Raw genomic sequence first — 24,355 nt, 5'->3', positions numbered from 1 at the left:
TTCCCACTATCCGCGTGTGTTTCGACCCGCTATCATTTCCTGGCCAAATTAAGTAAATAGCATTCATTTGAATGAGAGGTTTCTTGTATGCGACGTATTCACTGGGCTCTTTCGGCATTGGCCGCGTGCGCAATCCTGGCCGCTTGCGGCGGCGGCGGCACTGAATCTCCCGGCAATCCGGCCGGTATTACTTCAGTCAAGGTGATGGGAGACAGCCTAGCCGACAGCGGCACCTTCGCCGGCTTGCCCGGCATGTCCCGCACCTTCACGGTCCAGGGCAGCAGCAGCGAACCCAACGTGCTGTGGACCGAGCGTGTAACGGCCAACCTCGGGGCAGCCTCCCTCTGTGCCTTCTACCGCTTCAACGGTTCCAGCTTCTCGGCAGTCTCCACTTGCACCAGCTTTGCAGTGGGCGGCGGCCGCATCAATGCAGCCACTCAGTCAGGCGGGCAGCAAAGCCCCCTCTCGGTGGTCAAACAGCTCACCGATGCAGCCACCGTCAACGGCGGCTACAAAAGCAGCGACCTGCTGTTGATCGATGGTGGTGGCAATGACGCAGCCGACCTGATCGGCGCTTATCTCAGCGCAGCCAAAGACGGCGGTGCCGCTTATGCGGCGTTCCTCAGTTCACTGCTGCCGCCCGCCACAGTGCAGGCGCTGCTGTCCCAGCCGCAGGGTGCAGAGAAAGCAGGCGGCGCCTACATGACCGCGCTGGCCGATCTGTACCACGGCTCCATCAAATCCCTCGCGCTCGACAAGGGCGCGGAACACGTGGCCGCGCTGAACATGCCGCCCGTCACACTCACCCCTCGCTTCCAGGCCGTCCTGGGTGCGATTGCCGCCGCGCAAGGGGCTACCGCTGCCGAGCAAGCGGCCGTCCTGTTCGACACCTGGGTGAAAACCTTCAACGCGCGCCTGGTTGCAAACGCCGGCGACGACAAGCGCCTGATCGTGGTCGATTTCTATACGAATTTCGTCAACGAGATGCAGAACCCTGCCCAATACGGCCTGACCAATGTCACCACGCCGGCCTGCCCGCCCACCGGCACTGGCAGCGACGGCCTGCCGACCTACAGCTTCGCCACCTGCACGGCGGATGCCCTGTCCGCCATGACGCCCCCGGCAGGCAGCACTGGCGGTCCCGATTGGTGGAAGACCTATGCCTTCTCCGACAGCTTCCACCCCACGCCCTATGGCCATCAGTTGATGGGCCAGATGGTTGCGGTTGATCTGGCCAAGGCCGGATGGCTCTGAATTCGAAGAGAGGACGCACCATGAGGACCATTCGCGCTCTTTCCCTCTCCTTCGCCGCCTTGGCTGCCCTCGGAGCTGCCAGCAGTGCTTCGGCACAAAGCGCCGGCACATGGCAGGCTCGCCTGGGCGCCATTCATATCGCGCCTTCCGTGTCGAGCGGTGATCTGGGCCCGCCTAGTCTCGCCGGCTCGAAGATCGACGTCGACGCCGCCACGCAATTGGGCGGAGGTATCACCTACATGGTGACGGACCATATTGCCGTGGATGTTCCCCTCTCCCTGCCCTTCAAGCACAGCATCCAGGGTGCCGGCGCAGTGGGAGGCACGGGGGAACTCGGCACCACCAAGAGCCTGCCGATTTCGGTGTTCGCGCAGTACCGCTTCGGCGAAGCCAACGCCAAGTTCCGTCCTTACGTAGGCGGCGGCTTGACCTATGCCAAGTTCTTCAAGGAAACGGCCAGCAACACGCTGAGCTCCATCACTGGCGGTACAGCCGACATGCCAACGAGCATGAGCATCGAGTCGAAGCTGGCACCCACGCTGATCATTGGTGCGGTCTACGCCTTCAACGACCGCTGGTTCATCGAAGGCATGATTGGCAAGACCTTCATCAAAACCACCACCACGCTCTCTACAGGACAAACCATCAGCACCCGGCTGGATCCAACCACCGTGGCGATATCGGTAGGCTACCGGTTCTGACCGGCTCAGCCTGAATCCAGACGGCCACCTTTCGGTGGCCGTTTCTTCTTTCCTGATCCACCGTCATTGCGAGCATGACGCGCTACCGACGGCCCAAGGCACCCAACACACCGCGCGCGGCGCGCACGCCACTGGCCATGCAAGCAGTCAGCAGGTACCCCCTGTCGGCGCCTCCCAATCGAGCATTTCGCCCGCGCAGAATACGCCGGGCAAACGCTTGAATTGCAGGAAGTCATCCAGCGCCTCGAAAGGCACGCCGCCGGCGGTGCTGATGGCTTCCTGTATCGGGCGCGGGGCGGCCAGGGCCACAGGAAGCGCTTTGATGAAGCCGGCCAGGCGCTCAGGATCCCGCAGTGCTTCACGTGGCAGCAACTCGTGCAGCAGGGCACTCTTGATGCCGTCCAGACGCAGGCGGCGGCGCAGATGGTTGGCCAGGCTCTGGCCGTCCCGCGGCGCCTGCAAGGCGGTGCGCACTTGCGCCATGGTTTGGGCCGGCAGAAGATCCAGCAGGAGGTTGGCAGAACCGTTCACCGCCAAGGCGTCGCGCAGCAAGGCCGATGCGGCATAGATGAGGCTGCCTTCGATGCCCGTGGCCGTGACCACGAATTCGCCCCTGCGTTGAAAGGCGGGAGCGCCGGCAACGCCCGGCACCGTGATCGCGACTGACTTGAGCGGTTGCCCGGCAAAACGCTGCCGAAAATAGGCGGACCAGCCGCCTTCGTCGTCGGCATGCCCCGCCCCTTCAGCGGCTCGGGCCGCCGTGTGCACCACATCAAAACCGCAATTGGCCGGGACCAGCGGCGCCACATCGATACCGCGCCCGGTCAGCCAGGGAACCCAGGCGCCATCCGAACCCAGGCGCGGCCAGCTCGCGCCGCCCAGAGCCAGCACGACCGTGCGCGCCGTGACGCATTGGACGCCCGCCGGAGTCTCCAACCGCAGCATACTGCCCGATCCAGAACTTCCTGCCGCCTCCCAGCCAGTCCACCGGTGCCGCATATGAAAGCGGACCGGCTCACCGCCAGAGGACGGATGGCGCAGACGCTGCAACCATGCGCGCAACAAAGGTGCCGCCTTCATTTCCTTGGGAAACACCCGGCCGGAAGTGCCGACAAAGGTTTCCACGCCCAGCGCTTCTGCCCAGCCGCGCAGCGCGCGGGCGTCAAAGTCTCTCAGCAAGGGATCCATATTGGCCCCGCGCGGGCCGTAGCGGGAAACAAAGGCGTCGTAGGGTTCCGAATGGGTCAGATTCAGCCCCCTCTGCCGGCCAACAGAAACTTGCGGCCCACAGAAGGCATGGCATCGAACACATCGGCCTGGATACCGGCTTCGGAGAGTACCTGCGCGGCCATCAGGCCGGCAGGACCCGCGCCGATGATGGCGACAGAAAGTGGTTGAGAAAACAAGGTGCACCGATCGCGAGGTAAGCACTGATTTTCGCATCAGCCCTAAGAACGTGTTCACGATCTAAGAGCGTGTTGGCGATCCAACCGTCCACGCCACTAGCCGCTTCCCAAAACTCGCACCACCACCTTGCCTGAGGCACGGCCTGCCAGGAGGTCGCACAATGCTGCCGGCGCTCGTTCCAAGCCTTGAACAACGGTCTGCACTGCCTGCAATTGCCCCGAGCGCAAGAGGTCCTCCAAGGCGCTCCTCGCTTCGCCGAAACGGCTCGCGTGGTCGTGCACGAGGAAGCCGCGAACCTCCAGGCGCTGCCGCATGATGAGGCGCAGTGTTTCTGCGGGAACTACCGGCGCGCCCGCCTCGTAACCCGCGATGTAGCCGCAGAGCAGCGCCCGGCCGCGCGGACGCAGCGCACCGAGGCCATCCACCAACATCTGCTCGCCCACGTTATCGAAAAAGCAGCTGAATCCGTCCGGTGCAGCTTCACGCAGGGCCTGAGGCAGAGGCGGCCCCTGTAGCCGGTCGATCACGCCATCCACTTTGAGTTGCTCACGCAGAAACGACGCCTTGGCCGCGCCGGAGGTGAGGCCGATCACTTTGACACCACGGGCCTTGGCCAGTTGCACCACCGTGCTGCCCACGGCACCAGCGGCGGAAGACACCAGAAGCACGTCGCCCTCTCCCACATCACCCAAGGCGTAGAGACCGAGGAACGCCGTGAGGCCTGGCACCCCCAACACCCCCAGATGATGAGAAAGAAACTCGCTAGCGCCGGCAGCCGGCACGAGCGCGCTATCCGGCACGATGGCTTCTGTTGCCCAGCCGGTTTCGCCAATGACCCAATCACCGGGGACGAAGCGCTCTGAGCGGCTCTCGATGACTTCTCCGATGCCGCGCCCCGCCATCATGTCACCCACCATGACACGCCGGCCGAACATGGGAACCTGATCCAGCAGACCCCTTTGATAGGGGTCGATGGAAAGCCAGTGCACACGCAGGCGTACTTGTCCTTTATCCAGAGCATGGTCAAGCGCCGAGCTGCGAAGCTCGAAATCATCGGGACGAAGGTGCTGTCCGGGCTGGCGCTTGAGCGCGATTTCCATCCTGCTCATGCGAGGCGCGGATCGACAAGCCGCCCGTGGTCGATGATGAGTTGGCCATCAAGCTCGATCGAGCAGTTGCGCATGGGGAAATCGAAGTGGCAATCCGTGAAACGCCCAGCGGTCTCGTTAGCGCCTGTGGAAAACAGGAAATTTCCCTCGAAGGCACGCTGCTCGGTGCCATTGATCTGGGAGCGGTCATACATGGCGAGCGCATCCCATCGGGCTCCCGGATTCATGCCCCAGCCCACATGCGAAACCGCATAGGCCTCGGGATCATTCCATGCAGAATAGTAGCTGCGCAGCAACTCCGTATCGACACCGCTGCCTTCGATTTTCGTGACCACGTCGTCCTCGATGGTCAACGCCACCGGGGTTTCCACATAACGCTTGAAGGTGAGATTGACATCGCCAGGAGCCAGCACCACCCTGCCCCTCACCTTGCCGCGCGCGGGGAAGCACAGTACCAGGCCAGCCGGCCAGTAGCCGACCTTACCCGGTTGATCGACGAACCCTGGCGCAGCGCGCGCTGGAGCCCCTGCAGATCCACCATAAGATCGGTTCCTGCATCGGAGGTGACCCGCATCTGCCGGGCCGCTTCCAGCACCGCCAGTCCTTTGAGCACGCGTTCGCGCAGTTGAGGCGTTGGTTTGGTGCGCTCCAGCAGTTCAGGGTGCTCGTTGCTGATCATCATCAGGCGCGCGCCACCTTGCAGAATCGTCTTGAGCTCCGGGGCATGCAGCATGCCCTCCACGGTGCAATCCACCACCATGGTACTGGCGGCCAGCGCAGCCACCACGGGCTGCAAGCCATCGATCGCCAACGAAGTGCCGGTGGAGCGCAGCGGTATCGGGTGGCGCTGGGGCGGCGTGGGCAATACGACATGGAACGCGCGCGCCCCCAGACGATGCAAGGCCAACTCGGAAAGCTGCACGAGCACGGACCGCGATTGAGTCTCCGAAAGGATGGCTACCGCATCGCCACGAGCCACCTGGCAAAGACTGAATACGTCCACGAACGCATCAATCCACTTCCCCTCGATTCGTTCAATCAGCATGATCGCCTTCTCTCCTTCAGTGCGTATGCCTATTCTCAGTCGAGCTTGATGTTCCCGGCCGCCGCGGCCTTGGCCCAATTGGCGCTGTCCTTGCGGATCAGCTCTTTGATCTGCGGAGGCGTCAGGGTACTGGTTTCATGGCCCAGATCGGCCAGGCGTTTCTGTATGGCCGGATCCTTGGCCACTTCCTCCAGGCCGGCATGGAGTTTCTCGACAATGGCCGGCGGCGTTCCCGTTGGCGCAAAAAGGCCGTACCAGACGCTCATCTCAAGCCCGGGGTAACCTGCTTCCGCCACGGTCTGCACATCGGGCACACTGGGATGACGCTTCGGAACGGTAATGACGATCGGCCTGACACGGCCATCCTTGATGAAGCCGAGGCCCGTGGCGATGTCGAGAAACAACATGTCGATGTGGCCACCCGCAAGGGCCTGCACCGCCTCGGCACTACCCTTGTAGGGCACATAGGTGTACTGCAGACCTGTGGCCAGTTTGAGAGCTTCACCGAACAGTTGCCCATGCAGCACGGCAGAGCCGTAGTTCAGCTTGCCGGGATTGGCCTTGTCGTACGCGATAAGTTCCTTCAAGTTGCGCGCGGGTATCTTTGGATTGACCATCAGCAGCGCCGGAACAGTGGCGAGCACGGCCACAGGCGTCAATTGTTTCTGTGGATCGAACGGCAGCTTGCTGTACACCGCCGGCAGGATCGTGGCGGTCATGTCCAGCGTGGTCAGCAAGGTATATCCATCCGGCGCAGCATGGGCAGCCGCATTGGTACCGATTACCGTGTTGCCTCCTGGCTTGTAGTCCATGACAAACTGCCGGCCGAGCTTTCGTCCAAGGGGATCGAGAAGAATGCGGCTGACGGTGTCCGTGCCTCCGCCGGGTGGAAAGGGAACAACGATCTTCACGGGCTGGGCGGGATAGTCTTGCGCGGTCTGAGCGCCAGCGGCCAAAGCCAGCGCAGCGGCGCATACGGCCAGGATCCCTCGGGCTGTTTTCATGGTTTGCCTCCTTCGGTTAGGTGATGTCAGTTGGTTGCGCCAAGCGCCTCGATGTGGGCTCTGACCGCATCTCGGGCGGCCACGGAAAACGGGGGACGCTGCAGGGCCAGCGGCGCGTCATCCGCCATCTGGTGCAGCACAGTCTTGGCGTTGCTGAACGTTCGGAAACCCTCATGGCCGCGGTAGCGGCCACTGCCGCTCATACCAACACCGCCAAAGGGAAGCTGCTCATGGAAAAGCTGGCAACGAACATCGTTGATCACCATGTTGCCCGCGCTCACGCGTTCGACGACATGGCCTTGCTCCTGCTCGTCGTTTCCAAAGTAGTAGGCAGACAGAGGGCCCGGTTGCCCCGCCACGTGGACCAGCGCCTCGTTCAGGTGGTCGTATGGAATCAGGCTCAGGATCGGGCCGAAGGTTTCCTCCTGCATGACCAGCATGTCGCTGGTGACGCCCGTCAGCAGGCACAAGGGAAACTTGCGCGCGGTGCTGTCCCATAGCGGCTCCGAGGCCGGGTTGACGACCGTGACTTCGGCCCCCTTCTGCCGCGCATCTTCAACCAGATGGCGAAGGCGCGCGAAATGCCCCGGCGCGGCAATCGCGGTGTAATCTTCGTTGTCCAGAAGTGCCGGGTACAGGCGAGCGGCCTGTACCTCAAGCTCACGCAGCAGATCCCGCAGCATCTCACGGGGTGCCAGTATGTAGTCCGGCGATACGCACACCTGGCCAGCCGAAGCCATCTTGCCTGTCGCCAAACGCGCCGCCATGGAGGGAATATCCGCCGTTCGGCCCATGATGACCGGATTGCGTCCGCCCAACTCCAGCGTCACGGGCACAAGGTTCTCCGCGGCTGCCTTGGCCACATGGCGCGCGGTGGCGGCCGATCCGGTAAAGAGCAGATGGTCGAAACGCAATCGGCTGAACGCCGCACCCACCGCGACATCGCCCTGCACCACCACGGTTTCCTCGGGGCTGAAGAAAGCTCCAAACATGCGTGCGATCAGCGCCGAAGTGATGGGCGTGCCTTCAGGCACCTTCAGCATGAGCCTGTTGCCTGCTGCGAATGCTCCCGCCGCCGCCAGAATACCCATGAGCACAGGGCCATTCCACGGGACGATCGCGCCGATGACACCCAATGGCTGATAGCGGACTTCCGCGCGCGCTCCAGCCTGCTCGAGCGCCGCCGGCAGCGCGACTGGTACGGGCTCCATCCACTTGGAAAGATGGTCGCGGTTGTACCGGATGGCCGCGACCGCGCCCACGACATCGCCTGTTCGCGTGGAATGGGGGAGCGCGATCCGAAATCACGCGAAAGCGAGCTGACGATCTCCTCGGCATGCGCCAGGACCATGGCGGACAGCCGATCTAGGCGTTCGATTCTGGTCTTCGCATCAGGCGGCCCGTCACGCAGGAAGGCCGCGCGCTGCCGCTGCAAGGCTTGCTCCAGCGGTTCATCGTGTAGTTCAGCGTCCATAGCGGTCCTCGACATCGGCGTTGATCCAGCTCGCCCGGGCTGCCGCGAAAGGGTGTGGCTCAAGGTGGCTGGCTTGCGGATCGGTGCGCACTTGTACCAGCGCCGTCTTTCCGCTCGCGAAGGCGCGCCGGATGGCAGGCTGGACATCCCGCGCATGCTCGACCAACTCACCGTGGCCGCCCATGGCGATCATCATCTGGTCATAACGCACTTCGGAAAACCTGGCCTCGATGGTATGGCCGATGTGGTTCATATGGGCAGCCACCTCCGCGCCCAGCGCACGGTCATCGTTGACCAGCACCACCAGGGGCAGATGATGGCGCACGGCTGTCTCGAGCTCCATGAAATGAAAGCCGAGCGCGCCATCTCCCGTGATCAGACATACCGGGCGCTCCCGCCCTTGGGCCAGTTGCACGCCGACTGCCTGCGGCAAGCCGCAGCCCAGGTGCGAATAGTGTGCGCCATAGATGAAATCAGCGCCGCGCTTCTCGAAAAACGCGTGCTGATAGAAGATCGTGAGGCCGCCATCCAGCACGATGGTGGTGTCATCTGGAATCGCCTGCCTGGCCTCCAGCATCATGCGCGAAGGGTGCAGCGCGCCGCGGTCAGGGATGGCCGCCACGGCCGCCTCGTGCTCTCGCGCCTGCAGACTTTTCCACTCAGGCAACCGGGAGTCCAAGCCCCGCTCAGGCAACGCCTCGATCAATTGCCGCAGAGTCAGCTCCAGATCGCCTGGCACCGCCAGATCTACAGGGCGATTGCTTCCCACAGCAGCCAGATCGGTATCCAGCGCGATAAATCTGCGCTGCTCGTCGTGGGCCGCAAATGCTTGCAGGCGGCCGTAATTGGCGTTCTCCGGGAAACAGGTCCCTACAGCCAGGACGAGATCGGATCGCGCAATAGCCTGTTGTCCTGCTTCGCTCTGAAACAGCAGCGCCTGCGGATGACTGGCGGCAATGACACCGCTGCCTGCAAAGGTAGTCAACACCGGACCGCCTAGCTTCTCAGCCAGGCGGACGAGCAAAGACTGGCAGCGATGGTGCTGCACAGCCTCGCCTGCCAGCAACAGAGGTGAGGCAGCCTGGCCGATCATCTGAGCTGCCGCCCTGATGGCGGCGTCAGGGGCCCCCTGCGGCCCTGCCCGGTAGCGCGAAGGAGGCACCAGAGCGGGGTAGTCCCACGCCTGGATGTGCATCATGCTGTCGTACTCGATATAGACAGGCCCTGGCGTTCCGGAGACCGCGCGGCGAAAGCCCTCTTGCATCGCATCGTCGATCTCCGCCGGATGCCGAACGACGACAGCGAATTTGCAGATCTGCGCGAACAGAGGCTCCATCGGGGCCGAAAGCCACTGGCCGCGCCGAATCGCGTGTGCAGCCCCCTGATGGCGCCGGGCGCCAAAGATGAGAACGGGAATGTGCTCCCGCGAAGCCGCAACGGCCGCAGGCAAGAGATTGGCCACGCCCGGCCCCATGGCGCCAAAAGCCGCCTGAGGACGCCCGGTCACCGCATAGAAGCCCATGGCAGCGAACACCGCGCAGGCTTCATGCCGGGGCCCCACGGTGAGCAGGCCAGCCCGCTCGGCATGCATCAACACGTCGCGCGTGGTGATGTCGCCTTGCGAAAACACTGCGCGGACACCTTCCTGCTTCAGAAGTTCGACGATCCGCTGCCCCATGCTCATGCGCACTGCAACCATCTCATCGCCCCTTCAGGCCAGTCAGGAAGTTTTCCAGCGCGAGCTGGAATTCCTGCGGCTTCTCCAGGTTGATCAAATGCCCCGCGCCGCGGATCTCCTTCAGGCGTGCCCCCTGGATGGCCGCAGCCAGTGCGCGCATCTGCTCCAGCGGTGCGACCTGATCCTCGTCGGAGCCGACCACCAACGTGGGAACCCGGACTGTGCCCGGATCCAGCATGGGCGCCACCCGCATCCGAGCCTCCATGATCTTGAAGTAAGCCTCCGGCCGCACTTTACGCAGACTGTCCATCACCTGATCGCGCGCTTCGGGGCTTGCTGTGCTGCCCAGCAACTTGGGCGCCAGCGAAACGGCCAAAGCCTCGGAGCCGCCCATGCGCAGCGGCTCCAGACGTTCCCGGATGAACGCTTCCCGGCGGACAGGCGGCAGCATCGGCTCATCGGCAGCCCGGCATGCCACCAGCGACAGGCTCATGACGCGCTCCGGCACGCGGCTGTAGAGTGCTTGCGCGACAAGCCCTCCCATCGAAAGCCCTACCACATGGGCTTTCCGGACGCCCATGGCATCCAGTACCCGCGTCACGTCGGACACGAAATCCGTGAACTCGAAACCATCCTCGATGGCATCGCTGTCACCGTAACCGCGAAAGTCCATGGCCACTGCACGGCAAGTACGGCCGAAGTGCCGCAACTCACCGTCCCAGTTGCGGCGGTTGCCTCCAATGCCGTGCAGGAAGATCACGGTTTCGCCCTGCCCTTTTTCAGCGTAAGCGATGCGGGGGCTCTGCGCCGTTCGCTTGAATTCGTTCATTGTTGTCTCCATGGCCGACGCAGTATCCGTCTTTCAACCCATACCCGGTAGTAGACTAGTCCTCATGTCGTCAAAACCATGAGTTATGGCCATCAATCTCGGACTTCTCGAGCACTTTCTCGCTGCCTATGAAATGGGAAGCCTTGGCAAAGCCGCCGCGCAACTGGGGTTGTCGCAGCCAGCGCTGAGCAAGAGCATCCGCAAGCTCGAAGCCGAGCTGGACGTGCCCCTTTTCCACCGCACGACAAAGGGCATTTCACCCACGCCTTATGCGGACACGCTGGCCCGGCGCAGCCAGGCCATACAGGCAGACGTGCGCAGCTCCATCGTCGAGCTCCACAAACTCAAACAGGGTGAGGTGGGAGAAGCCAAGATCGGGATCGCTCCCGCACTGTCGCCCCATTTCATGCCCGATGTGATGGCGCGCGTTGCCGAGAGGCATCCTTCGATCAACATCACAGTGATGGAGGCGCTCTACGAAGGCGTATCGCAAGGCGTGATGCGGGGTGAGCTGGATTTCGCGCTGACCAACCTTCCCCCGAGAGGGGTGGATCCGGATCTGGCTTGGCGCGAACTCTTCCGGGACCGCTTCGTCGTGTGCTGCGGCAAAGCCCATCCACTGGCGCGCAAGCGCAAGGTGCAGCCTGCCGAACTGCTGGGATATCCATGGATCACGCCCGCCCGGGAAGGCGCGCCCTGGCAACGGCTGGTGGATCTTTTCACGGCGGCGCGTTGCGCGCCACCGCGGGCGATGGTGGAAACCAACTCGGCTTCCGTGATCATGTCGCTCTTGCAGCGAGGCCCGTTCCTGACCTTTGTGCCACGCCAGATCATTCTGCTCGATACAAGGCGGGCCGAAGCTGTGGAGGTGGCCCTTGAAGGCATGACGCTCGAGCGTGCGATCGTGGTATTGCATCGCAAGGGACACAGCCCGCCGAAGGCCGCACAACTCGTGCTCGATGCCTGCGAGGCGGTGGCTGCGCAAAGCGGCGGGGGCCACCCGAGGCCGGCAGGCTAGCGCCTGCAACGCTTGCCTGTGTTTCTTTAGGCCTCCACAATGGCGACGACTTGGCCGTCCTCCACGGGATCGCCCTCGCCCACCATAAGCTCCAGCACGGTACCTGCACGCTCGCTCGCCACAGGGATTTCCATTTTCATGGATTCAGCGATGAGGATCGGCTCATCGGCCTCTACCCGCGCCCCAGCCGGGACCATGATTTTCCAGACCGTTCCGGTCACTTCCGCGCGCACTTCCATTCGGGCCATGAGTTTTCCTTAATCAAGCTTGATGTTGAGAGAGTGGATCAGCTCACCCCAGCGCTTGATTTCCGCTTGCACATAGCTTGCGGACTGCGCGGAGGAAAGCGAGGTTGCAAAGCCGCCCAGGTTCGCCACCTGGGCCTTCACCTCGGGCTGCTCCATGATCTTGCGGGTTTCGTCGGCCAGTCGCAGGCGGAAAGCCTCCGGCATGCCGGCAGGTGCGATCAGGCACAGCCAACCCTCGGTGGATACCGGGTACCCTGCCTCGCGCAGAGTTGGCACATCCGGCAGCGCCGGCAAGCGCTCGGAGGAGCTGATGGCCAGCGCGCGCATCTGTCCCTGCTTCACGTAAGGCACGCCCACGGTAGTGACTTCGAACAGCACGGGCACGTGCTTGCCGAGCAGCAAGGTGGCCGCCTGGCCGCTACCCCGGTTGGGCACATGATTGAGCTTCGCGCCCGAGGCGCGCTTGAACAGTTCGGCGGTCAGATGCTGGGAAGAACCTGCGCCCGGCGTGGCGTAATCCAGGCCTCCCTGCTGCGACGCCTCGACCAGATCCTTCATCGTCTTCCAAGGCGAAGCCGCATGCACCAGGATCAGCATGGGCCCGCGGTAGACCACCGAGATAACGGAAAACCCGTTGACCGGGTCGTAGGGCAGCTTGGAATACAGCGCGGGGTTCAGCGCCAGCGGGCCGATGGCGCCAAGACCGACGGTGTAGCCGTCAGGCTGGGCCCGGCTGATGGCCGACATGCCAATGCCGCCGCTGGCGCCGGGCTTGTTCTCGACAACGACCGCCTGGCCCAGCGACGCGGTGAGGCGGTCGGCCAGCAGGCGCGCGATCGCATCGGTGACGTTGCCCGCGGCAAAGGGCACGATCATCGTGACCGGCCGGCTTGGGTATGCCGCATCGGCCGCCCTCGCCGCGGGAAGAAGACTGCTCGCCAGAAGAGCCGTGGCGGCACGGCGGGTCACTGCGTTGGTGTTCATCGGACGCTCCTTCAGAGATAACAAGGCCATGCTCGGAGCAGGCGTTGACCGACGCCGCCCGTCGCGCGAAGCTGGTGCACTTCCAGCATCCGGATCAGGTAATCGCGCGTGTCGCCGGGCCGCAGCACCTCCTGCACGGAGAACTGACCCGCCATGGCCCATGGGCTGGTTTCGCGCTCGAATGCCTCGATCTTTTCCTCGAACCCGGCGTCGCCAGGGCCGATGCCGTGGACCACGGTCACGGCGGCGGCGGGCGCCATGAAACCGATCTCTCCAGTGGGCCATGCGGCCACTTCGTCGGAATTGCGGCCGCCCCCCATGTTCAGATAGGCTTGGCCGTACAGCTTTCGCACGATGACGGTGAGCTTGGGCACGGTGGCCATCTGCAGCGCCGACATGTAGTTCATGATGCGTGCCGGCGCTGCCTTCAGCTCCGCGTCCAAGCCAATGGCGAACCCCGGCACATCGGCGAAGTTCACCAGCGGAATGTTGAACGAATCGCACAGCACGATGAAGGAGGCGATCTTCTGGCAAGCCTCGATCTGCAGCGCCCCTCCGCGCTGCAAGGGGTTGCTCGCGATCAACCCCACGGAGTGGCCGCCGATGCGAGCCAGCGCGGTGATCCCTGTCTTGCCGAAGCCGGGCTTGAGCTCGAAAAAGCTGTCCTTGTCGACCACTGCGCGCAGCACCTTCTTCATGTCGTAGACCTGAGTCCGGTTGGCGGGCAGCAGATCCAGGATCCGGTCCATGTCTTCGCCCGACCCGGCCGGCACGGCTTGCCGCGGAGCGGCCTCCCCGGCGTGCGAAGGCAGATACGAGAGAAACCGCCGAATGGCATCGATGGCCTCTTCGTCGGTGTCGACCACCAGATCCACCAGGCCTGTACTCTCTGAGTGAAGGCGCCAGCCGCCCAGTTCTTCCGCCTCGACGCTGGCACCGGTGGCCTGCCTGACGAGCTGCGCGCTGGAGACCGACAGCAAGGCGCCGCGTCGCATGACCTTGAAATCCGACAGGCACGTATACCAGCTGGAAGATCCAAAGCATGGGCCCAGAATGGCCGCTGCCCATGGTGTTTCGCGCAAGCGCATGTACTGGGCAGGGTCGCTTCCACTCGCGCCCATGCCGGTGGCTCCCATGGTGTCGGGAATGCGGGCGCCGGAGGATTCTCCCAGGAACACCAGCGGAAGCCCGCGCTGCGCCGCCACGCGCTTCATGTGTCCGATCTTGCGGCCGTTGACGATGGTGCTTGACGCACCCATCACCGTGAAATCGTTCGAGACGGCAGCCGCTTCACGTCCACCGATTCGGCCATAGCCCGCGATCTTGCCGTCTGCTGGCGTTTGCGCGGGATCTTCCCCCGAATAGGCGAATAAGCCGACTTCGCTGAAACTGCCAGCGTCGAACAAGCGGTCAAGGCGCGCACGGGCGTCCATCCGGCCAGCCTCCTGGCGGCGGCGCAGCTTCTCGGCAGCGCCCATCCCCTGAGCCATGGCCTGGCGCTTTTCAAACTCTTCCAACGCCGCCGCGGGCGTGTGTTTCTGCGTCATCTCAGTGATCCATCACACAAAATCAAAAGGCCGCGGAGCAGGCCATGCCCAGGCACCCGCGGAGCTGGCTTCGCCAGGCCGCTGGGTGCGTCCCCCTGGGGGAAGGCGCGCAAGCGACTCAGGGGGGCATTCCCTCCGGGGGTCATTCCACTACCTCATGGTCCGGGGTTTGGGTCCTAGCTTGTCTGCACAGGCGGCATAGGCGTCTTCCACCCAATGGGCCAACAAGGCCCGGGTGGTGGCGGGCTCGATGACATCGACCACGCCGAAGCGCTCTGCGGTGCGCAGAGGCGACCCGACCGCATGGGCCAGAGCTTCGAGTTCGGCCCGGCGCGCCTGCGGATCGGGCGCGGCGGCGATGTCCTTTGCGTAAGCGGCATCGACACCGCCTTCGATCGGAATGGAACCCCAGCGCGCCGAAGGCCATGCGAAGCGGTGAGGCAGCGCCATGCCGTTGGCGCCATTCCATGGGCTCAGCATGCCGCCAGCCAGGCCGAAGCAGCGGCGGATGACCACAGCCAGCCATGGCACGGACGATTGCTCGATCGCAGCGCTGGCGCGCAATACCGCGCCGATGGTGCCCTCGCGTTCCGCTTCAGGCCCTGTCATCGAGCCTGGCTGATCCACCAGGTTCACGATGGGCAGGTGAAAGGTGTCGCAGAGATCGACAAAGCGTTCGAGCTTTTGCGCCGCCGTCCGCGTGAGCGCGCCGCCCATGACGCGGGGATTGTTGATCATCACGCCCACCGAGTAGCCGTTCAGACGCGCCAGGCAGGTGATCAGCGAGCCGCCGAATTGAGGCGACATCTCGAAGATCGAATCCGTATCGAACAACGCCTTCAAGATGCGCTTGGGATCGAACACCTTGCGCCGGTCGCGTGGAATGGCATCGTTCAGCCAGGCTTGCGACGATGCAGGCGGATCGGCGGGCGCCACGCGGGGCGCCTGCTGATAGACATTGGAGGGCAAATAGGAGAGAAAGCGGCCTGCCTGCGCCAGCGCCTCTTCCTCGGAATCCGCGCCGTTGTTCACCACGCCGTTGGCTTTGTGCACGCCCCAACCGCCCAGATCCTCCTTGTCGACCGTGATGCCGAGGGCTTGCCGCACGACCGGTGGCCCACCCGCGAAGACCTGCCCTTGGCCGCGCACCATGATGCTGAAATGCGCGGTGCAGGCACGGATCGCCCCCAAGCCCGCGGCGGGACCCATGACGATGCCGACCACGGGCGCCAGCCCGAGCAGCGGCACCGAAGGCAGCAGGGCATACCCTGGAATTTTCGTGTAGCCCATCTGCATGGGAAGGTTCACGCTGCCGCCGGAGCTGTGGACGATACGCACCATGGGCAAGCGATATTCATGCGCATAGCGGTCCGAGTAGATCCATTTCTCCGCAACCGCCGCTTCCGAGGAACCGCCACGGATGCTGAAGTCATCGGAAATCACGACGGTCTTGCGGCCGCCAATGCGGCCGACGCCCAGCACGTGCGTGGAAGGCGTGAAGCTCTCCAGCTCCCCCTGCTTGCCGTAACGCCCCTTGCCCGCGAGCGCGCCGAACTCCGTGAAAGAGCCTTCATCCACCAGCCGGTCCACGCGCTCACGCGCATTCAACATGCCGCGCTCGCGTGCCCGCGCAAGATTCTCCGGCCCACCCATCTGATGGGCCCGCTCGCGCCGTTCATCGAGTTCGTGGAGCTCCGCGCCCCACTCCCGGGATTGAAAAAGCGGCATGGCTCAGGCCTCCTCGGTCTGGTGGGCCGGCGTGTGCACCGCGCCGCTGGCCAATAGTTCCTGGATGGTCTCCTCGCCATAGCCGAGCACTTCCGAAAGAATGCCTGCGCTGTCGGCGCCGGTCTCATGGCCACTCCAGCGGATATGGCCGGGAGTTTCCGAGAGCTTCGGAACAACGCCTTGCTGCCGGGTCGACCCCAGCACCGGATGCGGCACATCCACCAGCATTTGGCGCGCCGCGAAGTGCGGGTCTCGGAACACATCGGCCAAGGTGAACACCCTGGAAGAGGGCACCCCGGCGCGCAACATGGCGGCCTCGACCTCTTCCCCCGTGAAACGGCTCGTCCATTCGGCAATGCCCGCATCAAGCGCGGCCGCATTCTGTCCGCGCAGATAGACCGAGGCAAAGCGCGGGTCGGCCGCCAGATCCTGGCGGTCGATGGCGCCCAGCAACCGCTCCCAGGTAGGGCCGTTGTTGGCGGCGATCAGCACATAGCCATCCGTGGTCGGATACAGGCTGTTGGGCGCGACGTTCGGCAGGTTGGGCCCTTGCCGCTTCGGAATGTGGCCGAGCTTCTCGTAGGCAGGAACAAACCCCTCCATCATGGAAAAAGCGGTTTCGTAAAGCGCGGCATCGACCAGTTGGCCCCGGCCGCTGGATTGCCGGTGAAACAGCGCCATCATCGTGCCGAAGGCGGCATACACGGCGGTCAGGTAGTCGGTTGTGGCCAGCGCCACCCGGCTGGGTGGCCGGTCGGGATCACCCGTGAGCTCACGCACACCCGCAAAGGCATCACAAATGGCCCCGTATCCTGGGCGCGCGGCATTGGGGCCTGTCTGCCCATATCCGCTGATGCGCACCATCACCAGCCGTTCGTTGAGCGCGTGCACGGCATCCCACCCGAACCCCAGGCGCTCCATGACGCCGGGCCGGTTGTTCTCGATCATGACATCGGCCCCTGCCAGCAACTCTTTCAGCACCTGCTTGCCGGCCGGCGTTTTCAGATCGACCGCAATGCTGCGCTTGCCCCGCTGGATCGAGACAGCCTGCAAGGACACGCCTTCGGCGAACATGCCCATCTGGCGCACGGGATCGCCCTCGGGGGGTTCAACCTTGATGACATCGGCACCGAAATCCGCCAGCATGCGTGCGCACGCAGGGCCGGCAAAGGTATTGCAAAGCTCGATGACGCGCACGCCGGCCAAAGGCCCCGCACCAGTCTGAGAGGTGGACATCAGTTCGCTCCCAGGCCAAGGTCTTTCACCAGCGGCGCCAGGTCGTGGCGCTCCTTGGCCAGGTATTCCGTGGTCTGGCGCTGGTTCATGAAGACGGGAACTGCTCCGTTGCGCTCAAGCAAGGCCACCCATTCCTGATTGGTTGAAAGCTTCTCGAAAGCGGATTCCCAGAATTGAACCGCTTCCTGCGGTACCCCCTTGGGCAGCAAGATGCCGTAGACGGAATTGAAGCTTGAGTTGACGCCTTGCTCGCGCCACGTCGGGATATTCGCGAAGATGCCGCCCAACCGCTCTTCGGACGACACCGCCAGCGCACGCACGCGGCCCGAGGTGATCATGCCGACCAGGTTGGGCGTGCTGCCCGGCACCGCGTCCACGAAACCGCCCAGCAAGGCGGTCAGCGCATCGGCGGAAGAGCGGTAAGGCACCAGCGTGAGCTTCTTGATGTCCACGCCCGCGGCCTTCAACGGCTTTACCAGCGAAAGCAGCACGTGATGGCCCAGGTAGCCAATCCGGATGCTGGCCGGATCACGCCGGGCTTCTTCCGCAAAATCCTTGGCATTCTTGAACTTGGAATCAGCCCGCACCGTGAGCGCCATGGTTTCGCGCAGGAAGATGGTGGTTGGCGTGAAATCCGAAGGTGTCAGTTTCAACTCGCCCGTCAGGTTGGCGGTCGCGATGCCCGTATGAAGCAGTGTCATCTCGTGAGGGTTGCCTGCCTTCTGCTGCAGGGCCTGCAAGGCAATGACGCCGGTGCTCGAAGACTTGTTGACCGCCACCCATGGGTGGCCGTCCAGCAGATTCATTTTCTGGAATGCCGCCCCCATGGCTCTGGCGTACTGATCGGCTGCGCCGCCCGGACCCGAGGGCACGACGAATTCAACGGATGTCGTCGGTTTCCACTCCTGAGCACAGGCCAAACTGCCGGTCAATACCAGGCAGGCCGCAATGGCCCGAATGAAATGCTTCATAGCTTGTCTCCTTTTGAACCAAGTGTCTTTCCACTCCTTCCTCTAGACAAGCTAATGTTTTTTATTGATTATTGAGTCATGACTTATGAATCCGAAAATGTCACAAGCAATGTCACCGTGCGCCAACTGCATGCCTTGGTCAATGTCGCGGAGCTCGGCAGCTTCGTGGCGGCTTCGCGTGCCATGCACGTGACCGCTTCCGCCTTGAGCATCCTGATTTCAGAACTGGAGCAAGGGCTGGGCTTTCGGGTGTTCGACCGCACGACCAGGCAACTGAAGCTCTCGGCAGCCGGAGAGCAATACCTGCCGTGCGCCCAGCGTGTTCTTGCGGAGCTGGCCGAAGCGCAGCGCTGCGCGCAGGACGTGCGCAGCCAGAAAACCGGCATCGTGCGCATCGCCACGAGCCAGGTGGTCTCATGGATGCTGATGCCCCCAGCGCTGCGGGCCTATCGCGCCTTCCGGCCGGGTGTGCGCCTGGAGCCCATTGATTTACCGGTAGACGAAATTCTCCCCAGTCTCGAAGCGGGGCGAGTCGATCTGGCCATCATGCTGCGGCTGCCGACCGGCCCCGAACTGCAGGCCGCGCCTGCGTTCGATTCACCATTGCACCTCGCCTGCCATGCGGATCACCGCTGGGCCCAGCGCAAGCGGGTGCGCTGGAGTGAGCTTTCCGGAGAGCCGTTGATCTTCACCGGAAACGACACCCCACAGCGCCTCAACATGGCCCTGCCTCCAGGGGCGCACCTGCAAGCGGCGTGGCGGGTGGAACATGCCGGTACGGCGCTCGCGCTGGTGGCCAGCGGACTCGGCAGCGCCATATGTGCGGGCTATGTCAGGCCTATGTGCGAAATGCACAAGCTGCGCATGATTCCCGTGGTGGAGCCAGAGCTCATGCGCCAGCTCTCAATCTACTCGCCCGCCAGGCGGGCCATGACGCCGGTAGCGGAAGGATTCCACGGCTTCCTGCAGGATTGGTTCGTGCAGCACCATGGCGGTACAAAGCGGCGGGCGCCGCTCACGGCCTGAAGATGGATCACCAAGGCAACCACTTTCCCATCTTCAGAAAAATTCGTCTCCATACCTGAGCGCCAGTCCAACGCAAAGACTTACCGTGACAACGAGGAGAAGCACGAAGCCCCACCAGCCTCCGTTCCGGAGCCAGTAAATTGAACTGGAAATGGCGAGCAGCACACCCACGAGCGCTCCGCAGCCGATGCGCAATCCACGTTCCGTTTTCTCAAGGCCGAAGTCCTCGATGGACTGCTCCCCCTTTCGAGCCGACAGCCTTTGCTTGCGATTTGATTTCATCAGTGTCTCTTGATGGCAGGATGGCCTTAGAGGAGAGTATCGGCCATCACCATCCGCCCATCCGCGCTGAGAAAGGCAGCTATCACCGCCAGTGCCGGATAGGTCTGCTCCACGGCCTTGCGGTAGCGCGCCATCTGCTCCTGCAGCAACGGATTGCCCTCAGGCCTTGCGGCGCTCTTGTAGTCCAGCACCCACCAGGCCTCGGGGCCATGCGGGCCGGCACTCCGGCGGACCAGGCGATCGATGCGCAAGCGCTGGCCCTGGTAGAGCAGCTCGACCTCGTTGAACTGCTCCAGAACCTGCCCGGCGTCCCAAGCCCAAGCGCCTTCACCACGCAGAATGCGCCGGGCCAGCGCGTCGGCACGAGCCGCCTGCTCGGCGCCGATGCCGAAGCGCGTTTCGATCTGAGCCATGCGCTCGCCTCGCCACCCTTGCGGCGTATCTCCCACGTGCTCCAGCAGCCAATGCATCGCCTCACCCAGGCGCGAGGCCTCGCTGGACGCTGATTCGGGCAGAGCGGATGCGCCAGAGGGTTCGGTCGGCACCTGCGGCAAACCCAGCAATTCGAACGGCTCGGATGAAGCATCCATGTGAGCGTGTTCCGCCGCCGGCGCGCTCAACGGCTCAGCCAGCGCTTCGATGCGCTGCCACCAGCTGGTAGCTGGCGGGGTGTAGGGCGTAACACTGGAGAGCACCAACCGCTGCCTGGCGCGGGTCATGGCGACATAAAGCGCGTTGAGCTCTTCCCGCGCCGCATCGAAGCGCTCGCGCTCGGCAAGCCCGATGGCGCTGGGAGGCATGTCTTTTTCACTCGTCACGAAAACGAATTGGCGCGGCGCGGCGGCCTCTCCGGGCCAATCGATCAGGATACCCATGTTCTTGCTGCGCGGCGGCGCGGCTTGCGCATCGAGCAACACCACGGTGTCGGCTTCCAACCCCTTGGCGCCGTGCACGGTCAGCAACTGCACCGCCTCGGGATTGGCCTGTCGCGGCGCGGCAATGCGCTGGCGGCGCAGTGCTCTCACCAGTTGATAGGCGGTCAGGTACCGGCCTCCCCCCACTTGCAGCGCGGCGGCCAGCAGCGCCTGCAACTGCGCCATCTGGTGTTCGCGCTCCGGAGCGGGTGCCGCAGCGGCGTAGCGCGCCAGCACATCACCATGGCTGTAGATAGCTTGCAGGGCATCGTGCGGAGGAGATGTGGCCAGCCACTGCTGGTATTGCAGCAAGGTCGCATGCAAGGTCCGCCCATCGGCCGCATCCAACTCCACCAGCGGCAGCAGATCCAGCCAGCACGCCCCGCGGTGGGCATCCGAGCGGGCAGCGATGGCGATGCGCGTGAGATCTTCATCGCCCAAGCCAAACAGGGGTGATTTGAGTGCCCGAGCCAGCGACAGATCGTGCCCTGGAGAAACAAGGGCATCCACCAGCCCCAGCACGTCCTGCACGGCAGGCAGATCGCCCAGGAGTTGCTCTTCGGGCTGCTCGCAAGCGATACCGGAGCGCCGCAGCTCAGCCTGCAGAACGCCCAGCGGCTCACGCTTGCGCGCGAGCACCATGATCTGCGGCAATGCGACACCAGCCTGCACCTGTTCCGCAATCCACCCCGCCGCCTGCCGGCATTCGAGCGTGCGCAGCGTATCTTCGAGCACCGTGCGCGGAGTGGTCAAACTGTCTCGCCAAGCCAGCGGATCGACCTCGGCGGCGGCGGTTCGCTCCGGCCGGGGAATAGCCGGCAGCGCCGCGATGCGCCCCTGGATATCGGATTCGGTCGTATGCGCGCGGTAGCCGGCAAACTCGCCCGCCTCCTGCGCGGCCAGCATGACGGTATTGACGGCTCCCAACACGCAAGGCGCATTGCGCCGGGTGTGATCGCAGGCCAGCAGATCACCGCCCAATGCAGTCTTCACAAACTCCTTGGCGGCCACAAACACCTGCGGATCGGCACGCCGGAAGCGATAGATGCTCTGTTTGGGATCACCCACGATGAACACGCTCGGCGCGCCCTGCCCGCCCCCTGTACCGGCATAGCCTGCCAGCCAGGCATTCAGCGCTTGCCATTGCAGCGGATTGGTGTCCTGGAATTCATCGATCAGCAGATGGCGAACGCGCGCATCGAGCTTCTCCTGCACCCAGCCCGAAAGCACCGGATCGCTCAACATGACCATGGCGGCGCTTTCCACATCGCCCATATCGATCCATCCGCGATCGCGCTTCAGGTGACCGAATTCTTCGATCAAGCGGCGGGCCAGCCGTGCCATGCGTTGCTGGTGCATGCGGCCGCGGTGCTGGCGAGCAGCCAGCAGCAACCGCTGCAGCTCCGCCTCGGCCTCCTGCGCGGCGGCGAACTTCTTCAGATGCTGGCTGAGCCGATCTTCGGTAGCCACAAAAAGAGCCTTGCGCAGCCCCGTCAGCCGCACAGAAAGATCCCCTTGCTCAAAGGCATCGATGATGGCGTTGGCTGCTTTCTGCGGCGTCTTGTTGGCTTCTGCCCCCAAAGCGGCCGCGCGCTCCAGCCAGCGTACGCGAGCGCCCTCCGAACCCAGCGCATCGATAGGTTCGGCCAAGCCAGCCAGTTCCGGAACCAGTGTGCCGAAAGGCGGTATGGCTTCATCGACCACCCCTGCGTCATCGGCCATGGTGAATTCGACGCGCCTGGACAGCGCAGCCTGCAGCGCTTGATGCCCCTGATGGCGGCCGTATTCGGAAACCAGCGCGGTGTAATCGGCACGCAAAGCCTCATCAGCCGCCACGGCGCGCAGATAGCGGCGCCAGACTTCGGCGACTGCATCTTGATCATCTTCGAGCAACTCGTAGGCCGAAGGCAGCCCGAGATCATCCAGCACCTGCAACGGCGCGGTGCGCAGCAGCGCCGCAAACCAGCTGTGAAAAGTGCGGATCTGAACCGGGCGTGCCTGTTCAAGGATGGCCCGGTAGAGGCCTTGCAGTCGCTCGGCCTGCGCCGCCACCGCGTGCGGCTCCACACCTCTGGCGATAAGTTCCTTCCGCAGGCGTTCTGTCCATTGTTCGGGTGTTTCCGCGGCCTTTGGGTGGCCGAAGTCTGCCAGCCATTCCTGCAGCCGCTGGCGCATTTCGCCGGCGGCTTTCTTGGTGAACGTGATCGCCAGGATTTCCTGCGGCGCCGCACCATCGATCAACGCACGCAGGATGCGCGAGACCAACATCCAGGTCTTGCCGGCGCCGGCGCATGCCTCCACCGCCACGCTGCGGCGAGGGTCGCATGCAATGGCGTAGAACGCCTCGCGTGTGCAGGGTTGGCCGTTGTGTTCGTAGGCGGGGGTCATGGGTGGCCCTCGGCTGGTTGGGATAGGGGAAAGTAAATGGCGGCTGAGAGGTGACGCGGTGAAAGCCCCCACCCCAGCCCTCCCCCAGGGGAGGAGGGAGTAAAGACCGCGGAGCGCAGCGAAGCCCGTTGATGCGCGGGCCGAGCGAAGCGACGGCCCGAGTCAAGGGTCCCCTCTGGCCGTGTGTATGGACCGGGGACATGGTGGACACCTGTTCGGGGACATGGTGAACGGTTTTTTGGATATTAAACAATGACTCTGCCGGCCTGTATAGACTGATCGCGCAGATCAATGCGAGCAATTCGAAGGGTGCTCCAGAACACGTCATAGCATCCATCTTCAGTGGGATCAGCTCGTACGGCTACCTGCTGGCCTTTGAAGGCCTTGCCGACCTTCCAGAGGCGGTTTTTCCAAGAGATGGCGCCTTGCTTTTGCACCTGGCGCACCTGCTCGGCGCTGGCGTATTCAGGCTCTGCGGGCCGCTCGCAGTACGGCCTGGGACTGGCCCGGTATCGCACGATCGGCACTTGCATGCCCAGCGCCTGGTGAGGGCGCTGCTGGTTGTACATCTGGCGCCAACGATCAAAGGCTTGCTGGGCTTCGCTCAGGTTGGCAAGAGGCAACCCCTGCAGCAGCTCCGCCTTGAGTGTGCGGTGAAAGCGCTCATCTTTGCCTTGCGTTTGAGGATGGTAGGGCCGTGAGTGGCCCACTCGAATCCCCTGACGCATCAGCCACAGATCCAGGCTGGTGTAGTGACAGCCATCGTAGCCACCCCATGGGCTGCCGTTGTCCATGGTCATTCGAGCGGGCACACCATAGCGACGCATCACCATCTCAAGACGCTGCACCACGGTGGCTTCCTGCTCATCGCCGCACGCCTGCAGACACACGGCATACCGGGAGTGGTCATCAAGAATCGTCAGTGGGTGGCAGCGTCCGCGCAGCATGGCTACGTGGCCTTTGAAATCCATCTGCCACAGATCGTTGGGCTCAGGGTGCTCAAAGCGCCTCCAGGGCGTGGCTGCCTCACTGGCCTGACCCAAAATCAAACCATGGCGACACAAGATCGCATGCACGGTGCTCACTGCAGGCACTTTGACTCCTAAGTTCATCAATCTGTGCGTGAGCTTGCGTGCGCCCCAGGCGGGGTGCTCCTGGCGTAACTGACAGACTTGCTGCTCGAACTCAAGCGGGCATTGATTGGGTGAATGCTTAGGCCTGCGGCTTCGATCGCTCAAGGGCTGAAGCTGGCGAGCACGCTCAAGCCATTTGTAGCCTGTAGTGGGGCTAATGCCAAAGCGCAAGCACAGTGCTCGGATATTGGATTGTTCGTGCTGGGCGAGCGCTACAAATTCTTCGCGTAGGGACATGGCTGAGCTTTCCTGCCAAGGCATCGGTGACCTCCTATAAGGCTGTTCGATACCTAAGCTTGATCTGTTCACCATGTCCCCGAACAGGTGTCCACCATGTCTCCGGTCCATACAGCCGTGCCGAGGAGCGCAGAGCGAGGGG

The 24,355-nt window shown here is 63.6% G+C and carries 20 protein-coding genes and 1 pseudogene; 4 read left to right on the top strand and 17 right to left on the bottom strand.

All coding sequences use genetic code 11. The features are described 5' to 3' along the window. Positions 1-87 precede the first annotated feature (87 nt). Positions 88-1,254 (top strand): SGNH/GDSL hydrolase family protein, encoded by a 1,167-nt coding sequence (locus WJU18_RS11060; RefSeq protein ID WP_423460108.1) that lies wholly within the window; start codon positions 88-90, stop codon positions 1,252-1,254. Between the two features lie 20 nt (positions 1,255-1,274). Further along, entirely contained in the window at positions 1,275-1,955 is a 681-nt protein-coding gene (locus tag WJU18_RS11055) for an OmpW/AlkL family protein (RefSeq protein WP_423460107.1), read from the top strand. Positions 1,956-2,037: 82 nt separating this feature from the next. On the opposite strand, the pseudogene WJU18_RS11050 reads toward WJU18_RS11055, so the two are convergent. The 8 genes and pseudogenes from WJU18_RS11050 to WJU18_RS11015 all read right to left on the bottom strand — a co-directional run bounded on the left by WJU18_RS11050 (position 2,038) and on the right by WJU18_RS11015 (position 10,501). Further along, positions 2,038-3,307 (bottom strand): annotated as a pseudogene (locus tag WJU18_RS11050) (TIGR03862 family flavoprotein). A gap of 150 nt (positions 3,308-3,457) precedes the next feature. Further along, positions 3,458-4,471 carry a zinc-binding dehydrogenase gene (locus tag WJU18_RS11045; protein WP_423460106.1) on the bottom strand — a complete coding sequence of 338 codons (1,014 nt, stop codon included), beginning with the start codon at positions 4,469-4,471 and terminating at the stop codon, positions 3,458-3,460. After that, the gene (locus WJU18_RS11040) at positions 4,468-4,887 is read right to left on the bottom strand and encodes a hypothetical protein (protein WP_423460105.1); all 420 of its coding nucleotides are present in this window, start codon (positions 4,885-4,887) and stop codon (positions 4,468-4,470) included. Before WJU18_RS11040 ends, WJU18_RS11045 begins: the two co-directional genes overlap by 4 nt. Positions 4,888-4,895: 8 nt before the next feature. Then, positions 4,896-5,516: a hypothetical protein gene (locus tag WJU18_RS11035; protein WP_423460104.1), complete on the bottom strand. Its 621-nt coding sequence runs from the start codon at positions 5,514-5,516 to the stop codon at positions 4,896-4,898. 35 nt (positions 5,517-5,551) lie between these two features. Then, positions 5,552-6,520 (bottom strand): Bug family tripartite tricarboxylate transporter substrate binding protein, encoded by a 969-nt coding sequence (locus tag WJU18_RS11030; RefSeq protein WP_423460103.1) that lies wholly within the window; start codon positions 6,518-6,520, stop codon positions 5,552-5,554. Positions 6,521-6,546: 26 nt separating this feature from the next. Then, the gene (locus tag WJU18_RS11025; RefSeq protein ID WP_423460977.1) at positions 6,547-7,818 is read right to left on the bottom strand and encodes an aldehyde dehydrogenase family protein; all 1,272 of its coding nucleotides are present in this window, start codon (positions 7,816-7,818) and stop codon (positions 6,547-6,549) included. 165 nt (positions 7,819-7,983) lie between these two features. Beyond that, positions 7,984-9,678: a thiamine pyrophosphate-binding protein gene (locus WJU18_RS11020; RefSeq protein ID WP_423460102.1), complete on the bottom strand. Its 1,695-nt coding sequence runs from the start codon at positions 9,676-9,678 to the stop codon at positions 7,984-7,986. A gap of 16 nt (positions 9,679-9,694) precedes the next feature. Further along, positions 9,695-10,501: an alpha/beta fold hydrolase gene (locus tag WJU18_RS11015; RefSeq protein WP_423460101.1), complete on the bottom strand. Its 807-nt coding sequence runs from the start codon at positions 10,499-10,501 to the stop codon at positions 9,695-9,697. Between the two features lie 85 nt (positions 10,502-10,586). Here WJU18_RS11015 and WJU18_RS11010 point away from each other — a divergent pair, with 85 nt between their 5' ends. Continuing rightward, on the top strand, positions 10,587-11,519 hold the full coding sequence (locus tag WJU18_RS11010; protein ID WP_423460100.1) for a LysR family transcriptional regulator: 933 nt from the start codon (positions 10,587-10,589) through the stop codon (positions 11,517-11,519). Between the two features lie 26 nt (positions 11,520-11,545). Here the strand turns inward: WJU18_RS11010 and WJU18_RS11005 are convergent, their stop codons facing one another. The 6 genes from WJU18_RS11005 to WJU18_RS10980 form a co-directional block, all read right to left on the bottom strand. Continuing rightward, a complete protein-coding gene (locus tag WJU18_RS11005; protein ID WP_423460099.1) occupies positions 11,546-11,767 on the bottom strand; it encodes a biotin/lipoyl-binding carrier protein in 222 nt (73 codons plus the stop codon). A gap of 9 nt (positions 11,768-11,776) precedes the next feature. Next, entirely contained in the window at positions 11,777-12,751 is a 975-nt protein-coding gene (locus WJU18_RS11000) for a Bug family tripartite tricarboxylate transporter substrate binding protein (protein ID WP_423460098.1), read from the bottom strand. Positions 12,752-12,762: 11 nt separating this feature from the next. Beyond that, a complete protein-coding gene (locus WJU18_RS10995) occupies positions 12,763-14,298 on the bottom strand; it encodes an acyl-CoA carboxylase subunit beta (protein WP_423460097.1) in 1,536 nt (511 codons plus the stop codon). A 150-nt stretch (positions 14,299-14,448) separates the two neighbouring features. After that, entirely contained in the window at positions 14,449-16,026 is a 1,578-nt protein-coding gene (locus WJU18_RS10990; RefSeq protein ID WP_423460096.1) for an acyl-CoA carboxylase subunit beta, read from the bottom strand. A 3-nt stretch (positions 16,027-16,029) separates the two neighbouring features. Beyond that, positions 16,030-17,262 (bottom strand): CaiB/BaiF CoA transferase family protein, encoded by a 1,233-nt coding sequence (locus WJU18_RS10985; RefSeq protein ID WP_423460095.1) that lies wholly within the window; start codon positions 17,260-17,262, stop codon positions 16,030-16,032. Beyond that, entirely contained in the window at positions 17,262-18,233 is a 972-nt protein-coding gene (locus tag WJU18_RS10980; RefSeq protein ID WP_423460094.1) for a Bug family tripartite tricarboxylate transporter substrate binding protein, read from the bottom strand. Before WJU18_RS10980 ends, WJU18_RS10985 begins: the two co-directional genes overlap by 1 nt. A 78-nt stretch (positions 18,234-18,311) precedes the next feature. Between WJU18_RS10980 and WJU18_RS10975 the strand changes: the two genes are divergently transcribed. Next, the gene (locus WJU18_RS10975; protein ID WP_423460093.1) at positions 18,312-19,259 is read left to right on the top strand and encodes a LysR family transcriptional regulator; all 948 of its coding nucleotides are present in this window, start codon (positions 18,312-18,314) and stop codon (positions 19,257-19,259) included. 33 nt (positions 19,260-19,292) lie between these two features. Here WJU18_RS10975 and WJU18_RS10970 read toward each other — a convergent pair whose 3' ends face one another. From WJU18_RS10970 to WJU18_RS10960, 3 genes are all read right to left on the bottom strand, one after another. Next, entirely contained in the window at positions 19,293-19,541 is a 249-nt protein-coding gene (locus WJU18_RS10970; protein WP_423460092.1) for a hypothetical protein, read from the bottom strand. A gap of 26 nt (positions 19,542-19,567) precedes the next feature. Continuing rightward, the gene (locus WJU18_RS10965) at positions 19,568-22,843 is read right to left on the bottom strand and encodes a UvrD-helicase domain-containing protein (RefSeq protein WP_423460091.1); all 3,276 of its coding nucleotides are present in this window, start codon (positions 22,841-22,843) and stop codon (positions 19,568-19,570) included. Positions 22,844-23,088: 245 nt separating this feature from the next. Further along, on the bottom strand, positions 23,089-24,237 hold the full coding sequence (locus WJU18_RS10960; protein WP_423456874.1) for an IS481 family transposase: 1,149 nt from the start codon (positions 24,235-24,237) through the stop codon (positions 23,089-23,091). Positions 24,238-24,355: the final 118 nt, after the last annotated feature.

Origin of the sequence: Ottowia sp. VDI28, from assembly GCF_049532675.1 — a bacterium.
In the GTDB taxonomy this organism is placed as follows: domain Bacteria; phylum Pseudomonadota; class Gammaproteobacteria; order Burkholderiales; family Burkholderiaceae_C; genus Ottowia.
The sequence above is the reverse complement of the archived record's forward strand: the minus strand, read 5'-3'. Positions and strand labels throughout refer to the sequence as shown.